Origin of the sequence: Moorena sp. SIO3H5, from assembly GCF_010692395.1 — a bacterium.
GTDB lineage: Bacteria > Cyanobacteriota > Cyanobacteriia > Cyanobacteriales > Coleofasciculaceae > Moorena.
The window spans coordinates 12,522-31,827 of sequence record NZ_JAAHHS010000049.1; the positions used below are offsets into that span (position 1 = coordinate 12,522).

Here is a 19,306-nt window from a genome sequence, read left to right on the forward strand (position 1 = left end):
AATGGTCGTATTTTTCCATGCATTGAGATGCACCCCCCAATTTGAGGTGAAATCTTCAGCTAGGTTTTCCCTAGCTGAAGCAGGGAAATAGAAAACACTAACCTACTCTTGGCTGTGCTTTATCTAGGCAGTATTGTAGCTGTTGAGCTAAAACTGAAATATGGGGTTCGGTTACCATAGAGAAATGGTTCCCTGGGACAACATGAAATTCTAAGGGTTGAGCAGAAAGTCGGTCCCAGCCCCAGGTTGGATCTTTTAGGGTAGTTACCTGATCAGGTAGATAATCCCCCAAAACCCCAAACTCACTGGCTCGGAAGAAGGTAATCGGAGTTCCATCAATCTCCTGAGGTTGATAGCTAGCAATTGCTTGAGTGTTAGCTTTGTAAACCTCAAATATTCGACTCAGGTCAGTTTTACTCAACATCTGACCAGCGTTTTTCAATCGTTCCAGAAAGTAGTTTAGCTGTTCTTCCGAACTAAGAAACTGGAGTGCTTCGCAGGAAATATCCAGGTTTTGACCTAAAAGACCTCCATAGATAGTCGCTAACTCAGCTATGAATTTGGCATTATCCCAATTAACTACGTCTTTCTCTGGTTCAGGAATTTCTACTTGGACATCGACAATGGTCAGCAAAGACACTTCCTGCCCCTGACTCAATAGCTGTTGGGCCATCTCAAAAGCCACTTTGCCTCCAAAAGAATGACCACCTAATAAATAGGGTCCGTTGGGTTGAAGCGCTTGTAGGGCTTTAATATGGTGGGCAGCAATATCTGCGATGCAAGTATAAGGTTGGAAGTCCTCCTCAAGACCAAGGGTACGCAAACCATATAACGGTTGTTCCGAATCTAGATGACGTGCCAACTGCTGGAAGTCAAAGACATTGCCAAGAATTCCGGAAACCAAGAATAAAGGAGCCTTGGAACCCTCGGGCTGAATGGGCACTAAGGTAGAAAGGAAGGAGTCGTTACCAGTGGAGTTATTTTGGGTTGGTAGGCTTGGCGAATCGAGATCCGCAAGAAGTTCTTGGGATAAATAATCAACCATTGCCTCTATGGTTGGATAGTCAAATAGTAGAGTTGAACGTAGAGAGCAGCCCACGCTAGATTGGAGATGATTCCTCAACTGAACTGCCATTAGAGAATCCAGACCCAAATCAATTAACCTTTGCCCCAGTTCTATTTGATCTGGAGAACTTAATCCTAAGGTTTTAGCCACTTGGGTACGAACACGCTCTACTAACAAATCCCGACGTTGGTTAGCAGGAACTGCCTCTAATTCTGTCTTAAAATCAAGATTTGTTTCCCTGACAGTAGTATTTACAGTAGTATTTGACGCAACATCTTCATAGAAAGGTGGCAGACTGTGGAATTGCTGTAGCCACTTGTCCCAATCCACTGACACTACACCTACTTGTGCGAGATCTTGTTGAAGCAGTTGTTCCAGTGCAAACAATCCCTGCTTTGGAGCTACGTTTGCCAGCCCCCAAGCAGCTATTCGCCCCTGATGGTCAGTATTCAGTTTTGCCCCCATTCCTATCTCACCCCAAGGTCCCCAATTAACGGTTAAAGCAGGTAATCCCAAGGCTTGACGATGAGCTGCTATTGAATCGAGAAAGGCATTAGCTGCCCCATAGCTCCCTAGACCGTGAGAACCTAATAAGGAGGCAATGGAGGAAAAACAGACAAAGAAATCCAAAGGCTGGTTTTGGGTAAGAGCATGTAGATTCCACGTTCCCTGCACTTTGGCAACCAGAACTTGGGCAAAGCGCTGCCAATCTAGCTGCGACAGTCCGCTGAACTCAACAACTCCAGCGGCGTGAACTATACCCCCTAGAGGAAGCGAGGATTGCTCTATCTTAGTTAGTAACTCGCTAACTTGCCCTGCATTAGAGACATCTGCTTGGGCTACTACCACCCGAGCACCTGAGTTTTCTAGCTTTTTTAACTTATGCTCGATCGCTGGTTTTGGGCTACTTCGTCCTACTAGCACCAGGTTTTTTGCCCCTTTTTCTACCATCCACTGGGCTAGCAGTAAACCTAAATCTCCTAAGCCACCAGTAATTAGATAGCTGCGATCATTGTGGAACACCAGAGGCTTGTTTGTTTCAACAACAGGCGAGTGAGATACTAGCCTAGCTACATAACGAGCTTGGTTGCGGAATGCTACTTGGTCTTCTTTATCCTCTGACTGAATTTCTTCCCATAGGGTTTGGATCTCATCTACTGGTGGGTTGGGGTCTAAATCCACCAGGACGGAATTGAATTCTGGGTATTCTAAACCGATAACTTTTCCCATGCCCCATAAGGGAGATTGAGCCACTCCAGGTACAGCAGGATTTGCTCCCACTGGTTGCGCTCCTCGGGTAGCAAACCATAAGCGAGGAGGTAACCCATCTTGCTTCAGGAGAGTTTGGATTAGATATAAAGTACTGCCACAGCTAATCCTTGAGGCTAACTCTAGGTCAAGGGAGGAATCTAAGCTCCATAGATGTAGCACCCCATCAATGTTCGAGATTTTCTCCCAGAGCTGCTCATAGTGTTGAGGATTAGCAGGGTCTATCCTGAACGTTTGCTCAGCTATCTGTTCGTACTCCTTACCAGGGAAGACAACTGTACATCCCTGGTCTTGGGACTGGAGTAGGGCAACTAACTGCTGGCCAACTCCTTGACTATCAGTAAATATCAGCCAGTTCTTCGGCTTGAGTAGTGCAGAACCCTGACGCTCTTTGATACGCCACTCTAGCTGATAAAGGCAATTCTCTAGAGACTTCTCGGGGGTTTTTGGTAGTGCTTCGTGGTGGCTCGTTTTACCGTTACCATTACCGTTACCGTTACCGTTACCATTACCATTCGGGTGAGCAAGTAGTCCCTGCCGATACCAATCAGGAGCTTCTACCCAATAGCGCTGTCGCTGGAAGGGATAAGTGGGTAGTTGTTCCCGAGAGCGCCCATAGTCAATATCAAAACCAAACCAATCTACCGATATTCCCTGGACATAGAGTTGACCCAAACTAGTCAGGAGCTGTTGCCAATCATCTTGTTGAGGACGCAAACTAGGAAGCCACAATCCCTGATGTTCCGGTAAACAGTCGCGACCCATGCCCAAGAGGATTGGTTTGGGACCAATCTCTAGCAATACTTCCACACCCTGCTGTTCCAAAGCATTCATACTAGCAGCAAATTGGACTGGCTCGAGAATATGACGACACCAATAACCTGGGGTTGCTATCTCTTCTGTTGCTACTTTCCCAGTAACATTACTTACAAGCTTAATTTGTGGTGAAGAAAAGCTGATTTGTCGAGCCACATGCTCAAACTCTTGCAGTATTGGCTCCATCAAGGGTGAGTGGAAAGCATGGGATACCGTTAATTTTTTGGTCTTGATGCCATCAGCTTCCAGGGTGGTAATAACGGCATTAATTGCTTCGCGTTTTCCAGAAATTACGATACTTTCATGGCCATTAATCGCAGCAATAGCAACATCTTTTTCATAGGGTTTAATGGCTGAGATCGCTTGTTCTAATGAAGCCATTAAAGAGACCATCTCCCCATCTTGAGGTAAAGCCTGCATCAGTCTTCCCCGTTCGGCAATCAGTTTCAGACCATCTTCTAGACTAAACACTCCAGCCACACAAGCAGCGACATATTCCCCTACACTATGACCCATGACTACATCGGGTTCTATGCCCCAAGATTTCCACAACTGGAACAGGGAATATGCGATCGCAAATAAAGCCGGTTGGGTATAAGCCGTCTGATTCAGTAACCAGTTATCAGTGCCTAGTGATTGGTCAGAGTCGGAATAAAGTACTTCTAGTAAAGATTGGTCTAGATGAGAGCGCAGGATTTCGTCGCAGCGATCTAGGGCTTCTCGGAAAGTAGGTTGGGTTTCGTAGAGTTGACGACCCATGTCCACATACTGGGAACCTTGGCCAGTAAACAGAAAAGCGATCGCGTTTGGTTTATCGTGAGTATTTACTACACCAACCATCGATGGTGGAAAAGCTGCCAATTGTTCCTGTAGTTGCTGTTTAGATTCAGCCACAACCGCTAAACGATGGTTAAAGTTTTTGCGTCCTGTATTAGCCGTAAAACAAATATTTGCCAACTCTGCATCAATATCACCATCAAGATAACTAACATAACGCTCTGTTAATTCCTGCAAAGCTTTCTCAGTCTTTGCCGATAGTGTCAAAACATGCCTTGGACGTTCCCTGTTCCCTGTTCCCTGTTCCCTGTTCCCTTCTTCTGGTGCTTCTTCCAAAACCACATGGGCATTAGTACCTCCCATACCAAAAGAACTTACCCCAGCACGGCGGGGAGTTCCATTTCTTTCCCATTCAGAAAGTTTTGTATTAACGTAGAAAGGGCTATTTTCAAAATCAATGTTGGGATTAGCTTGTTTAAAGTGAAGCGTTGGCGGTATTTGCTTGTGTTTTAAGGCTAAGACTGTCTTAATCAGTCCGGCAATTCCTGCTGCTTCAATCAAATGTCCAATGTTAGTTTTTATTGAGCCAATGGCACAAAAGCCTTTTTTATCACTACTCTTGGCAAATGCTTGGCTTAGGGCTCCTATTTCAATCGGGTCTCCGAGAGCTGTTCCTGTGCCGTGGGTTTCTACATAAGTAACCGTACTAGCATCTACCTCAGCTTCTGCCATAGCGGATGAAATTACCTCTAGTTGACCTTCCACGCTGGGAGCTGTATAGCCCACCTTCAAGGCTCCATCATTATTAACAGCAGAACCTTTAATCACAGCTTGGATATTATCCCCATCTTCAATGGCTTTGCTGAGTAATTTGAGGATAACAATACCAACTCCATTCCCAAACACAGTTCCCTTCGCTTCAGCATCAAAAGCTCGGCAGTGACCATCGTCAGAAAAAATCATATCCTCTTGATAGAGATAGCCCGTCTTTTGGGGAACTGTAACCGCAACACCTCCTGCCAGAGCTATGTCACATTCGCCGCTTTGCAGACTTTGGCAAGCCATATGTACTGCCACTAGGGAAGTAGAACAAGCCGTTTGTACGTTAACGCTCGGCCCAGTTAAATTCAACTTGTAAGAAACCCTTGTGGGCAGAAAATCCTTACCATTTGCTAACCTTACCTGAAGATCGAAGGCTGAACCTAAAAAGGTGCGTTGGGGGGAAAAACTGCGGCTAGGATGAACATTGTTGATTAAGTAAGTATTCATGCCCGAACCAGCATAAACCCCTACCGCTCCTTTATAGGTTTGAGGATTGTAGCCAGCCGTTTCTAGAGCTTCCCAAGCACATTCTAAGAAAATCCGCTGTTGGGGATCCATAATTTCTGCTTCCTTGGCGCTGTAGCCAAAGAAAGAAGCATCAAACTCCTCAACACCAGGTAAAAAAGCCCCTGCATTGACGTAGTTAGGCTGATTCAATACGGTGGTGTCCTCTAATTCCAATTCCTGCTCACCAAAAAAGGAAATGGATTCGATACCATCTCGCAGATTTTGCCAAAATTCATCAATATTCTTAGCACCTGGGAAACGACCAGACATGCCAATGATGGCTATTTCCGTTCCAGTAATGGTACGCCTTTTCTTTGGTTTACGCTCACTCAGAGTTAGTTCTTCTTTTTGTACCTGACTTAAATTTTGAGCCAAACGCTGTATGGTTGGGTATTGAAACAGCTTGACAATGGATAGTTGGGAGCCAAAAGTTCCTGTTAATTTGTTATAAACCTGGGTCAGGAGTAAAGAATTACCACCTAGTTCAAAGAAATTATCCTTAATCCCCACTACCTCTAACTGCAGAACTTCCTGCCATACCTTAGCTATAACTTGCTCTGTTTCTGACTGGGGCCTCACTAGAGCTGTCGCCAAATCGGGACGAGACCGGTCTGGGGCAGGAAGTGCGCGGCGATTTACCTTCCCATTCGGGGTCAGAGGCATTTCCTCTAGGGTCACAAAGCCAGCTGGAACCATGTAGTCCGGTAGATTTTTGTGCAAATAACGGCGTAATTCTGGTTCCAATTGGCTGGCTACTTGTCCTTGTAAGGGATTATTAGCATAGGCTGTCCAGGGTAGACCAGCAGATGAGGACATGGGGAACTTGGGTGCAGATGTGCCTTTTTGAAATAAAACATCATAGCAACCCTTAGTTTGGGAGTCAGACCAGTTAATGGCAATGGTATAAGGCAGTTTATCGCTTAATTCCCACCAATCTTCTGGTTCTATGGCATCAACCTTTAACTGTTGGAGGTTTTCCCTTAGTTGACCTACTGTGGCAGTTTCTCCATTGTGCAGCAGTTCCAGAAGCTGAATTTCTTCAGACAAACGGCCATTAGGTACTCCTTTGATACCTAGGACCTCTGGCTCTTCTGCCACCAGTAGTTCGTGGATCGCCCTCAATGGGTTGTCATTACCATTATCTTTCGCCTCTTCCCAGTTCAACCAGCTGGGCTTTGCTGTCGGAGAAATATCTTTACCGACATGAAGAATTGCATCATAGCGGAATTTGCTCATTTCATTCTGGTAACGCCCCCGCCTGAGCTGTATTTGGACGTCACTAATTTGGGGAAGATCTGCCCCCAAGGCCTTGAAAAAGCCCGGGTCGATGGCCATTTGCCCCTCTTGGACTATGGCTTTGCGCACTCGCTGCAGCAATTGCTTTTTGGTCAAGGAGCTGGGAGCTTGCTGCAATTGTATAGAGGCGTGGAACGCTTCTAACAAGGGCAAACTACGTACATCTCCAATGAAAATGCTTCCCCCAGGTTTTAGCAACTTCGCTGCGGTTTCAATCACCTCTACTAAGTAATCAATACCGGGGAAAAGTTGCACCACTGAGTTAATGATTAAGGTGTCAAATTCTCCGACCTCAATTTCCTTAATAGCTTTGTCAGCATAACCCTGACGCAGCTGGACATGAGACCAACTGCCCTCCAATTTATCCATTTGTTCCTGGATATAGCGCAGGGCTTGGGGAGCAATATCTACACCGCAGTAAGAGGAACAGTGGGGAGCAACACGAAATAACAACATCCCAGTTCCGCAACCAATTTCTAGTACGCGGTTGGGTTTACAGGAGAGAATCCTCTCAACTGTCCCCTCTACCCATTCGCGCATGTGGGTAGCTGGGATAGGCGCACCAGTATAGCTGTCGTTCCAACCACTGATGTTGAAGGTGGGATCGGCTTCAGTTGCTTCTTGGCTATAAGCCAGGTTCCACAACTCTTGCCATTGCTCTTGGATAGCTTGGGCTTCGCTGTCGTCTTTCTCTTCACTACCTTGGTAGTTGGGATTGGGAACAATATAAGCTACCAGGCGTTTATCCCCTCCTGAAACACCATTGCCTTGGTTTTCCTGGGCAACAACGACACTTTGATTTACCCCAGCATGTCGGTTCAGCACTGATTCGATTTCTCCAAGTTCAATGCGGAAGCCGCGAACTTTTACTTGATGATCGATACGACCGAGAAACTCGATCTTGCCATCGGACAAGTAACGGGCTAAATCTCCAGTTTTGTAAAGGCGTTCTGATTTTGATTGATCAAAGGGATTGATAATAAATTTTTCTTTGGTTAAATCTGGACGATTACGATAACCTCTAGCCAGCCCTGCTCCACCAATGTGTAGTTCGCCAGCGACTCCAACAGGAACTGGCATCAGATGGCGATCGAGGATATAGATTTGCGTATTGGCAATGGGTTGGCCGATTGATTCTGGAGCATCTAATCCTGCTTGGGATTGCCTGCTTTTAGCTACTTCATGGACAGTTGACCAGATAGTGGCTTCTGTCGGACCGTACATATTCCACAGGGAAGCTTTCCTCTCTAGGAGCTGATCCGCCAGTTCTGAGGGTAAAGCTTCGCCACCACAAAGGATTTTTAACCCTGGGATACCTTCCCAACCGGATGCTAAAAGCAAATACCAGGTGGCTGGAGTGGCTTGCATCACCGTAGCGTCACAATCTTTGATCAGTTTCCCCAACAACTGCCCGGAAGAAGCTACTTCACGGCTGACCAAAACTATCTTGGCTCCAACACTAAGGGGCAGGTAAAGTTCTAGTCCGGCAATATCAAAGGATATGGTGGTAACTGCTACCAGAGTATCCTGTGACCTTAATCCAGGCCGTTGGGCCATGGACGTTAAAAAGTTGACTACGGATTGATGAGGAATTTGCACTCCCTTAGGTTTGCCTGTAGAACCAGAGGTGTAGATCGTATAGGCTAAGTTTTCTGGCTTTACCCCACTATCGGTGTTTCCCTGGCTTTTTTCAGAGATGAGTTCCCAATCAGTATCTAAGCAAACTATTGTTAATTGTTCTTTGTCGGCAACTAATGACTCTTGATGGGTAACTAAGGACGAATCACTCAATAATACTGGTGCTTGGGCATCTTCTAACATATAGGCCAAGCGCTCTTGGGGATAGGCTGGATCTAAGGGGACATAAGCCCCACCTGCTTTGAGGATTGCCAATAGTCCCACCAGCATTAAGTGCGTTCGCTCTATACAAATACCCACTAATACTTCTGGCCCTACACCCAGTTCTTGCAAATAGTGGGCCAGTTGATTGGCTCGTTGGTTCAGTTCTCGGTAAGTTAGTTGTTCCTCTTCAAATACTACAGCTACTGCATCTGGGGTGTGTTTAGCTTGCTGTTCAAACAACTGATGGATACATTTATCTTGGGGATACTCTGCTGAGGTATCGTTCCATTCCACCAGCAGTTGCTGCCGTTCGGCTTCAGTTAATAGGGGCATCCTCGCAATGGATTGCTCTGGATTGGCGATCATTGCTTGTAACACCGAAAGGAAATGCCCCAATATTCGCCTAATTGAGTCGGATTTAAATAACTCTGTGTTGTATTGCCAGCTTAATGTTAATTGTCCTTCTTTTTCTTTAGCTACCACCAGTAGATCGCACTGGCTGGTGTAGGCTGATATTTCTTTGAGTTGTGCTTCACTAATTCCTGTCTTTGACAGAGGGAATGGTTGATCGCACCACACCAACATCACTTGAAAAATCGAGGCTTTTGCTAATTCTTCTGCTAATTCTTCATTGCTGTTCATCCCCTTGAGGACTTCCTCAAATGGGTAATCTCGATATAAGGCCGCTTCTTCAACGGTTTGGCTAACCCGCTTTAAAACTTCTTTCCCACTGATATCACTGCTTTCATCACTGCTTAGATCTGTCCGCAAGGCAATCGGATTAATCCTAACTCCACCCTTGTGTTCCGATTTCTGGGAGGTCTTCAAACCCCTGGTTTCTTTTAGGCTAGTTGCCACAGACCCGATAATGATATCTTCGATGCCCGTATAACGTAGCCACAAAATTTTCAACGCGGTCAGGAGGACGCTAAATGGGCTGATATTGAAGCGATCGCTTAGGGTTTTTAGGTCTTGGTAAAACTCTCTATCCAGCTCTGTAACTTCTGTTGCTACCTTTAATGATGACACCGATAAACGTGGATAATCTATTGGGATTTCTAACACTGGTAAATCACCTGAAAGCCTTTGCTGCCAGTAGGTTCTTTGTTCGGTTATATGTATTTTTGGTTCAATCGTTGTACCTGTAACCATTACACAATCCCAAGTTTTTCAAACACTAGATACCTTAAACGATAATCAGATATAAATCAAGGGTCATCTCCTGAAAACTTCAGATTCCGTCTTGACCCTGTGCTTTCCTAAGTGGGATTCTTTATGGATGATGTTTGTCCAAAGATAATATGCAACCCTCCCACCGCTGAGGCTTTTTGTGTTTGCACATACTTGTGAAAGTGAGCACCAAATTAGTTGCAAATAGGCTTAAATTAATGTCAGCATATGCTTTTTACAATAAAGCTTTACCTAACCCATGTCAGGCTCAATACTACTGACCCAATCCTAATCTGATGGGTTGCTTTTTGGTTACTATTTACCAATACCTGCTTAGTCTGTTCAGCTTGTTTTAGTTTTGTCATTAACTCATCTAACTTCAGTGCTGCTTGTCGTAGATAATAAACCAAATCATCATGCATCAATTGATAGCGGTCAGCAATAGTATCCGGTACCTTAACCACCAAACCAGACTCTACTAAAATCCTTAGCACTAACTCTAATTTTTCAGCTTCTGTTCCTAAATGATTAGCTAACTCAGCTTTAGTTTTAAGTGGACGATTCCCTGTTTCATCTGTTAGTAAATATAGCACTAGTTCCGCCACCTGCTGATTCTCGGGTCCACAATATTGCACTACTCCAGTCAAATACCGCGCCATCAATCCTTGCTTTGAACCCTGTTCCCAATAGTGTTCCAGGCTAGTAATATTCTCCGCCTGCAATTGCGCTCCTACTATCTGCAATTCCATCGGACGTACTTCCGAGAACTCCCCAGCTAAATCCTGTACCAATTCTTCAATCAAAGCTGGTTCTAGGTAACAAGACGATTGTTTAGTTACTTGGTCAATCACCGACTTGGCATCATCTCTAGAAAAATTCCCTAAAGGATAGCGCACATGCTTACTCAATATGTCATTGCCAATAATGTCCATACTGGCCATGGGATGAGCGCTACCCGACCATGGTGCGCGTTCGCATTCCAGTAAATAATGGAGATAATCCTCCCGCATCGACAGAATCACCTTCACTAAAGGACTAGTAAGACACTCTCCTAGGAATTCAAAAAATTGCCGTCGCTCAGCTTTATCCAGGTAAACAAAGAAAAAGTCTTCAAACTGGTCAAAAATCAGTACTGTCCGCAAATTGTGCTGTTCATTTTGCCGCAATTGCTGTATAATAAAACCTGGGCTTTGTAGAGATGTTCCATGCAATGTCTCTATATTTATTCCGGTTAATCCCTCTGTCAATAACCGTCCCAATTCTTCTACCCAATTGCTATAGACTGCCATCACTACAGGCAAGACATCTTTTGTACCAATTACAGTCTTTTTCAATCCTGGTACTAATCCCCCATTCACCAGAGAACTCTTGCCCACCCCTGATTCTCCATGAATCACAATTAGGCTGTAATCATTGCTTCCAATCCGTTCAATCAATCGATTGACATCCTGCTGTCGCCCAGACTGGGCAATTTCTAGCGCTATAGTTTCTCGATTTTCCTCCTCTAGGGGTGCAAGGCGTTGCGCTCCGATCAAATTTGTTGGCAACCCCACCAACTTTCTCCGTTGTTGTGGCTGTAATGGACTAGCACCAATAAACCCTCCCCAACCATACTGTTGCCCTAGGGATTGTTGATATTGCTTAAGTTGGAAAGCTTGGAGATACTGCCCCTGCTGGAAATAAAGCGATCTCCGTAACCGACCGCTACGCGTCCGCAATCCCTGCAAAATCCGAGTGTAAAACCGAGGATTATCCTCAGGTGCAATAACCCTTGCCTGTTCTAGATGTTGGAGTGCAGCTTCAGCTTCACCTAGCCGTTGCTCAGATTGAGCTAACAGTAGTAGATACAGACTCGTTTGAAGTGAGTGCATTGTCTGGAGTGCATTTTCCTGAATGCTGACTCCTGAGTTAAGAGATGGTTTTGTTCCCTCTATGCCTTCTGTTTCCTCTGTTCTGTGTTGGGCAACACCATAGGAAACTGTCGCTATCGTATCTAATGCTTTCTGAGCATTTTGCTTAGCCTCTTGCCAACGAGATTGGTTAAGAGCCACTTCTGCTAAAAATCCGTAAGCTTGGGCTTTTAGTGGTGCCAGACCTTGCGCCCCTAATAGGATTTGGCGTTGCTGTAACCCTAGGGCATTGTGAGCCAAGTGATACAAATCATCCCAATGCTCTAGGCGTTGCATCACCTCACCTAGTTGATTGATAAACTTCGTGACTAAATCATGACGATTCAACTGCTCAAACCGATCAAGACACTCCTGGAATAATCGTCTAGCATCGTTCCAATAGAGACAGTTTTCTGGTTCCCGAGACTTTTCCCCCTGCTGGAAATAACACAACCCAATGTAAAACAGGACAATTCCCTGACGCTCCAGGAATTGCTGATCAGAAACGGTAATCTCATTGACCGTAGTACCACTACCGTTTTCTAAGTTATTTAGATCGTCTAAGTTATTTAGATCTGCTAAGTTATCTAGATCGTCTAAGTTATTTAGATCGTCTAAGTTATCTAAATTAGATGAAGAAACATTATTACCACTCTCCCCATCTCCTGATCTCCTGATCTCCTGATCTCCCCATCTCTCAGTCTCTGTTTGAGCTGGTTGCCAAAATGCCAAACTTTGCTCATAGTGAGTTACTGCACTACCCAACTGATAATTAGCATAAGCCTGTTGACCACGAAGGAATTCTATACTAGCTTTGAGAGCAGGTTCGAGGGTTTCACCCCGATGCTGTAAATCCTTCAGAGCAGCATCAATTTCCCGGTGACGTAGAATACCTATATCAGTAGGGACAAAGTATGCTACACTATTCGATTTTAAAATATAGTCAAATATAGCATCGGTAGTCTCTTGGAGTTCAGTAATTAAGGTTTCTGTTGCGTTCGCAAATTCTATCTGTGTCCCCAAACTCTCGAAATCTGGAGCAAACTGGGTTAGTTGCTGCTGAACGTCATCTGTAATCCATAACACTAAGGGGAAAGGAAGATTTTTCTGAAACTCTTCGAGCACTTGATTAGTAACACTCAGCATCTGTGCTAGATTCTGCACCGATTCTAAGCCCAACACCATCACAGCACTAGGGCGTTCTTCTCCCACTATTGACCGAATGGTGTCATAGAGCACGTTGTCCGATGGCTTAAGGGTGAGGGTATTAATGTCAACCGAGCAGAGTGTTGGTAATTGCGCTACCAAACGGAAACGCACCCTGATATAATTACAGCGGCCTAAAATCAGCTTGAACTGTCCCTGAGACCCTTCTACTGCCGACGCCAGTTTTTTCAGGGCATGCTGATTTTCAGTTGCGATCGCATTAGATTTATCCATCGACCAATGTAGGGTCTTCCCGCCATTCAAGTAGCCATCTCAAGTGTCAACTGTAACATCCAAACTCCAAAAAGGTAGGCCAAAGGCTAACCACCGTCAACCACCGATCGCTAGGATAACTGTTGCTAAGCCAGTCACATTCAGACGGTCTTCGTTATAGAAAGCAGTACGCACTACTAAATCGAGATAAACTCTAGGGCGTAATTGCCCTCGCCAACTAATCGAGTCACCTCCTTGGCGGTAAGGAGACTCTCCGGCTGGTAATCCACCCAACTGCGCACCTTTTTCAGTTTTGCCCGTATAACTCAAAGTCGTACCAGGAATTCTTTCTCCCTGCTTGACTCGGTATAACACTGGAACCTTGTAAACCACTATACTGGGGTTGGTTTTGTCCGCTACCTGCGGTACTAAACCCGGTTTAGACGATACCCCATCTACCGTTAGACGAACAGTACCACCAGCTTGTAGGCGTTCCTCACTATAAACTAATACCCGTTGATTGAGGCGCATTTCGACTCCCCTCAGGGGACTTCCAGTCCAGTCTAGAGAGTCACCACTGCGCTTGAATGCACGCTGTCCATTAATCAACACTTCAGCAGTTTTATCCCCCGTCCTACTGATGTAGCGAATATCAGTCCCTGGTATCAATGAACCAGCTTTCACCTCCTGGGTAACTGGTCCTTTGTAGACCAAGGTAGAGTTTGACCGAGGCTGACCTTCCAGTAGACTGCAACTAGTCGTTATAGGGACAACAGCCAACAGCACCGTTGTGGCAATTAGTAAACGTTTAAGCAAACTCAAGTGCTCAGTCCTAAGTGCATTGTCTTGAGTGCATTTTCCGGCGTTGCTGAATAATGGAATGATTTTAAGAGTTTTGTAGAATGGGCATCTTTGTGGAACTGGCATCTTGCGTAGAACTGGCATCTTGCGTAGAACTGGCATCTTGCGTAGAACTGGCATCTTGCGTAGAACTGGCATCTTGCGTAGAACTGGCATCTTGCCAGTTTCCTCCTTATTTAGCGCGGGCAGGATGCCCACTCTACTCCTATTCATTACTTGATTGAGCAACGCGCATTTTCCTAAGTCGTAAGAAGTACTCAAGACTGAATCACCTAGTCTATGTTCAGCTCTTGCAGTGTAGGATCTGTTTTCCAAGTCAGGTTTCATGTTTGGCCTCTTTTACATGCAAGCTTGCCCCCTAATCTTCCCAGAGATAAGGGGGGATACCCTTTTGCTTGTCTTAATTCCTACTATAGCGATTACCAAAACCTATCTGGCTTGGTTAACATCAAATTGGTCACCATTTCCGGAGTAAGGGCTTCATCAAACAAGAATCCTTGTCCATATTCACATCCTAAATCTTTCAAAATATCCTTTTGTTCTTGGGTTTCTATGCCCTCAGCAATTACCTGAATTTCACGCTTTTTAGCTAAATTAATTATCGCCTCTACCGTATCAAAATTTTTGCCGTCTGGAAATCCTTTTTCAATAAAAGAACGATCAATTTTTATGATATCAATCGGAAAATTATTTAGATAGGAAAACGATGAGTATCCGGTGCAAAAATCATCGATACACAACTGTATATTTCTGTCTTTGAGTTTTTTAAAAAAAGTGGTAGCAACTGAGGCATTATCCACCAACACACTCTCAGTAATTTCCAGCTTCAAGTTCGCCCCACTCAATTCTAACGTGGTGCAAATTTGGTCAATCTGGTCAATCAGCTGGGGTTGGTTGAGTTGAATACCAGAGAGATTTACACTGATACTCAAAGAAGAATAATCAGGAAACTGGTCTTGCCAGAGGCTTAACTGTTTGCAGGCTTCCCGTAAAATCCATTCACCAAGGGGGATAATTAGTCCTGTTTCTTCTGCTACCGGAATAAACTCACTAGGACTAACCTTGATGCGAGTGCGGTGCTGCCACCTGGCCAAGGCTTCAAAACCAATAGTTTTGCCCGTTGTCAGGGACACAATTGGTTGATAATTCAGATGCAATGTTTCGTATTTAATTGCCTGTTGTAAGTCGGTTTCTAACTGTAGTCGCTCAATAGCTCTCTGTTGCATACTAGGATCAAAAACTTCTGAGGAGCCAATACCTTCTAATTTGGCATAATACATCGCCGTATCTGCAGCTCGCAGCAAATCTTTCGGTTGCTTATAACCCATGGTACTCAGGACAATACCAATGTAGCAATTAGAAGACACGACTCGCCCATTGAGTTCAAATGGGATGGAAATCTTTTGATGGATACGCTCAGCCTTCTCTTCCACTTGATGTAAGTCTTGGATATTCGAGAGCAAAATCGCAAATTTATTCTCTCCCATCCGTGCCACTATATCCTGATCACCGATGCATTCCTGTAAGCGTTGAGCAGTAGCAACTAGGAGTTGTTCACTGAGTAGATCACCTAGACTGTATTGGATAATTCGGTAGCGACTTAGAGTCAGAGATAGCACAGCAAATACATTATCCTTCTGAGTGTTTCCAACCATGGGTTCATCCCAGCAAAGAGTTGGTAGAATCGGGTATGCCATCGGTAGACATTTGCGATTGTGAGTTGGCTGTACTGGCTTAAACCACTGGCGCAGGTAGTATAAAAACAATGTCCGATTAGGCAAACCGGTTAATTCGTCATAAAACGTCAGGTCTTGTAACCTCTTGATTGCCTTCCGGTAATTTTTGCGCACCTTTGCTTCTCTTAACTCCCGCTCCACCGCCGGAACTAATCGTGCTAACTGGTGTTTAAGTAAATAGTCATGGGCTCCCGCTTTCATAGCAGCGATTGCCATATTTTCCTTAATCGAGCCGGAGACGATAATAAACGGTAAGTCTAACCCTTTTTGTTGTAAGAGGAGTAAGGCACTAATGGCGCTAAATTTAGGCATGAAGTAATCGGCAATCACAATATCCCACCCTTTCTTATCTAGGGCTTCGTTCATTGCTCCTGCTGCTTCCACTCTTTCATAAATTGCTTCGTAGCCACCATTTTGTAGTTCAAAAACCAGTAACTCAGCATCATCTTCTGAGTCTTCGACAATCAAAACTCGCAGTGGTTGATTCATAGATTTATCCTATGTAATTATTACTATTTTTTTCTTAATAATCAAGTTTTTTGGAGAATATAATTAATTTCATAATATACATAAAAACAGCTTAAATTTACCTAATTTTGATGTACTCAATGGGCCATTTTTTATGGTTAAACATGATACATTATTCAGAAATCAGGACAATAATTCAGCAAGGTTAGTGAGAGGTTCAAGAACAATTAGTACATTCCCAAGCCAATTTATTTGAAAAATTCCTGCAAAATCAATGATTCTGACTGGAAGCTCCTGACTGGAAGCTCCTGACTCTGATGATAGTTGGTTATTTCAGGTAATTTTAGGTTGAATCCCAACCGATAAATGGCTTCTCTTCAAGTCTCCAAAGACCACGAACTTAGACTAGAACTAGTTAAAACAATTTAACTATCCTCCGCGTCAAGCACAGGGGATTCTAATTGGTTACAATAAAAGCAGGCTTTTAGTACCGACTTTAGTCCCTGTTGACCTTCCTAAACACAAGGGTGGTTTGTAGTGTGGATTATCCTTGAAATATTTGCAAAGTTGACCATAGATAACCTTAATACTCTTATTTTTTCGACCAACTCGGTACATCTCATAAGCATCAAAGTAAGTGTAATACTCACAGTTTTAAAAATAAGTCTGTATTACTGCCTACAAAGCCTAGTTGTACAGGTTGTTGGCTTGTTCACACCAGAAAACAAGGAGGTAATTAGTTTCATCTGGTATGTTCCCAGACAATAATATCTTCTTTGTCCCGTATTGCACTAGTTGTATCACCTCCTAATCACAAAGAAAGTAGACCAGGGGTGTGCATCCCCTAACTTGTTTTCACGCTCCGCACCAAGCATGGGGGTAAACAAGCTGCAATTTCTATAAATTTAATTCCTAACAGCTTAAATTGCCTATAGCCATAATTAACGTTAGCCATCTTAAAGCATGTATTATCATAAAAATGAAACACATGGCTGCCATTTTGCCATTTTTATGTTTGCACACAGTTAATCGATTGTAATTTAACTATTGCTAATCATTATATCAGTAGTGATTGCAATAGTTTTCAGGTGTAGAGGAGACGAAGCAATGGTGTTATTATAGCGAATAATTTGTGAAGGGTGGAAGGGTAAAATAAAACATTGCTCCTTGTTCAATTGCACTTTGAGCCCAAACTTTGCCACCATGTCGGTCAATAATAAGCTTTACAGTAGCCAGTCCAATGCCATTGCCAGGAAACTCAGCTTCGGTGTGCAAGCGTACAAAACGGATAAATAATCTTTCAGCATCAGCCATATCAAAGCCAGCTCCATCATCCCGGACAAAATAGGCGATCGCTTGATCACTGGTTTGCTCTTGCTCCTCTGTCTGAGGAGCGGACAATGGGCAAACTCCAAATTCAATCCTGGCTTGGGGATGATGGGATGTGTATTTCCAGGCGTTGTGGAGTAGATTCTGTAAAACAATCCGGAGCAACCTACTATCTCCATAGGCATGAATTCCTTTGGCAATGACCCATTCCAAGCTCCGTTCAGGTTGGGTTTGTGTAAGTTCTAAGCTAATTTCGGCAACCATCTTGCTCAAATCAACCTGCTGGTAGTGCATCGGGTCACCGCTAACTCTCGAAAGCTCTAGCAAATCGTCAATGAGTTTCCACATATGCTGACTGTTAGCAGATATACGTTGGAGATAGTGTTGTGCTTTAAGATCCAACTGGTGATGATAGTCCTTTGATAGAACCGTAATAAAACTCTTAATCCTTCGTAGTGGAGCGCTTAACTCGTGGGATACTGAATAGGCAAATGCTTCTAGTTCCTGATTTGTGGCTTGTAGTTGAGCAGTGGGCTGATTAACTCCGTCTAGCAGCTGTTCATTCGTAGCCAACATTGTTGTTGGTTGTAGCACTTGCAGCAAACTATTTTGTGTAATGATACCTGTCGGTCGTCCACTATTCTCTACAACTGGTAGATGACGAATCCGATGTTGCCGCAATCGAGACAGTAACTTGACTATATTCTCCACATTCTTGACTTCAGTGGCTGGTAGTGTAATTAACTCTGTGGTCATCACGTCAGCGATCGCTAGTCCAGAAAGCCCAATCCCTTCGACTATGACCTTCAGCAAATCTCGCTCAGTAAAAATGCCTACTAATGACAGTTGGGACTGGACAAGTACGTAACTAGAGTCCAACTGGATCATGTGGGCAATTGCCTCTGTTACTAGAGTTTCGGGACATACAATCAGAGGATCCCTATTAATTGCTGCGTCTAGGTTCAAATACATCGGGTAAGAGTGTAGCACAAATTTCAACAATCTAGCAGTAGGAAGTGGTGAAATTATAGCGATTGTGATCAAACAAATTCATTCCAAAATGGCGAAAAATTTAAATTTAACTAGTCAAGATAGAGGGTAATTTTTAGTTTTCCCCCTCCCTCTTACCCTAACACCCGAATTTTAACCAACTGCACCAGTCAATTAATAAGCAAATTAATACCCTGTCAGCATTCAGCATATGCCCATTCGCGCACGCGTGCGCGTTCAGAATTCAGCCATTCCTAATCAGCCCTTAGCTACAAGTAATCTTGAATCAATCAACCTTTAAGAAAGAACATTCTCGCCCGAATACTTATGTACTAGCATCATGTACTCACATCCAGACCCAAATACCTAAGTTTTCGTCGATGCTTTAGCTTACACCTTCGGAGCTGATCCCTAAAGGCTTACCGTTTGGCTCAAAATGACTAGGTTTTTTGTTAATCCTTGACTGTTCACTGCTGATAGTAAAGGTCATATAGTATTTCCAAATAAATCATGAAACCCAATGCTGATTTGTCATAAAAGCAAAAAATACTTGGAGCTCTTTCCTACTGTTACCTACCCCCCTTATTAAGGTTAGGAGGGATTCCTGTACCCTTTTTCAATCAATCCTAGTTTCACATCTCAAATGAAAACCCTATAGACTGTGAACAGTCAACAACCAAACTATTACGTTTATTTTACCGTCCCACTTACTGGATGACGATACTGCTATACTAGTATGGATTTCTTGAACAAGAGTTTCCTGGCTAGATAGTCATTAGTTATTAGTCCAGTTATGCGTCCATTGTCGTCAACAAGAAGTTTTCTGGTCTTTAGCAATAACTAATTCCCAAAGACCAAAGACCAAAGACCAAAGACCAAAGACCAAAGACTAATGACTAATCATTAATAGACTATAGCGCTTTATATCCTAATGAGGTACACAGGATTTTTTACCTCTTGCCCGCCCCCCTTACGCGCGGGGGGTTAGGGGGGATTCCTCTTGCCTCTTGCCTTCCCCTCCTGGGAGGGGTTAGGGGTGGGTTCCTCTT

The 19,306-nt window shown here is 44.0% G+C and carries 5 protein-coding genes; all 5 read right to left on the reverse strand.

The features are described 5' to 3' along the window. Positions 1 to 97 precede the first annotated feature (97 nt). Positions 98 to 9,547 (reverse strand): non-ribosomal peptide synthetase/type I polyketide synthase, encoded by a 9,450-nt coding sequence (locus F6K52_RS08370; protein ID WP_293076307.1) that lies wholly within the window; start codon positions 9,545 to 9,547, stop codon positions 98 to 100. Between the two features lie 266 nt (positions 9,548 to 9,813). Then, positions 9,814 to 12,894 (reverse strand): ATP-binding protein, encoded by a 3,081-nt coding sequence (locus F6K52_RS08375; protein ID WP_293076309.1) that lies wholly within the window; start codon positions 12,892 to 12,894, stop codon positions 9,814 to 9,816. 96 nt (positions 12,895 to 12,990) lie between these two features. Beyond that, positions 12,991 to 13,890, reverse strand: a complete 900-nt coding sequence (locus F6K52_RS08380) for a hypothetical protein (RefSeq protein ID WP_293076311.1) — start codon at positions 13,888 to 13,890, stop codon at positions 12,991 to 12,993. Positions 13,891 to 14,153: 263 nt separating this feature from the next. Next, a complete protein-coding gene (locus tag F6K52_RS08385) occupies positions 14,154 to 15,959 on the reverse strand; it encodes an EAL domain-containing protein (RefSeq protein WP_293076313.1) in 1,806 nt (601 codons plus the stop codon). Between the two features lie 1,095 nt (positions 15,960 to 17,054). Beyond that, on the reverse strand, positions 17,055 to 18,257 hold the full coding sequence (locus F6K52_RS08390) for an ATP-binding protein (RefSeq protein WP_293076315.1): 1,203 nt from the start codon (positions 18,255 to 18,257) through the stop codon (positions 17,055 to 17,057). Positions 18,258 to 19,306 lie beyond the last annotated feature (1,049 nt).

Excerpts from the sequence above, each read along its gene's own strand:
- F6K52_RS08370 (WP_293076307.1), bottom strand. The coding sequence starts at position 9,547 with ATGGTTACAGGTACAACGATTGAACCAAAAATACATATAACCGAACAA.
- F6K52_RS08375 (WP_293076309.1), bottom strand. The coding sequence starts at position 12,894 with ATGGATAAATCTAATGCGATCGCAACTGAAAATCAGCATGCCCTGAAA.
- F6K52_RS08380 (WP_293076311.1), bottom strand. The coding sequence starts at position 13,890 with ATGCCAGTTCTACGCAAGATGCCAGTTCTACGCAAGATGCCAGTTCTA.
- F6K52_RS08385 (WP_293076313.1), bottom strand. The coding sequence starts at position 15,959 with ATGAATCAACCACTGCGAGTTTTGATTGTCGAAGACTCAGAAGATGAT.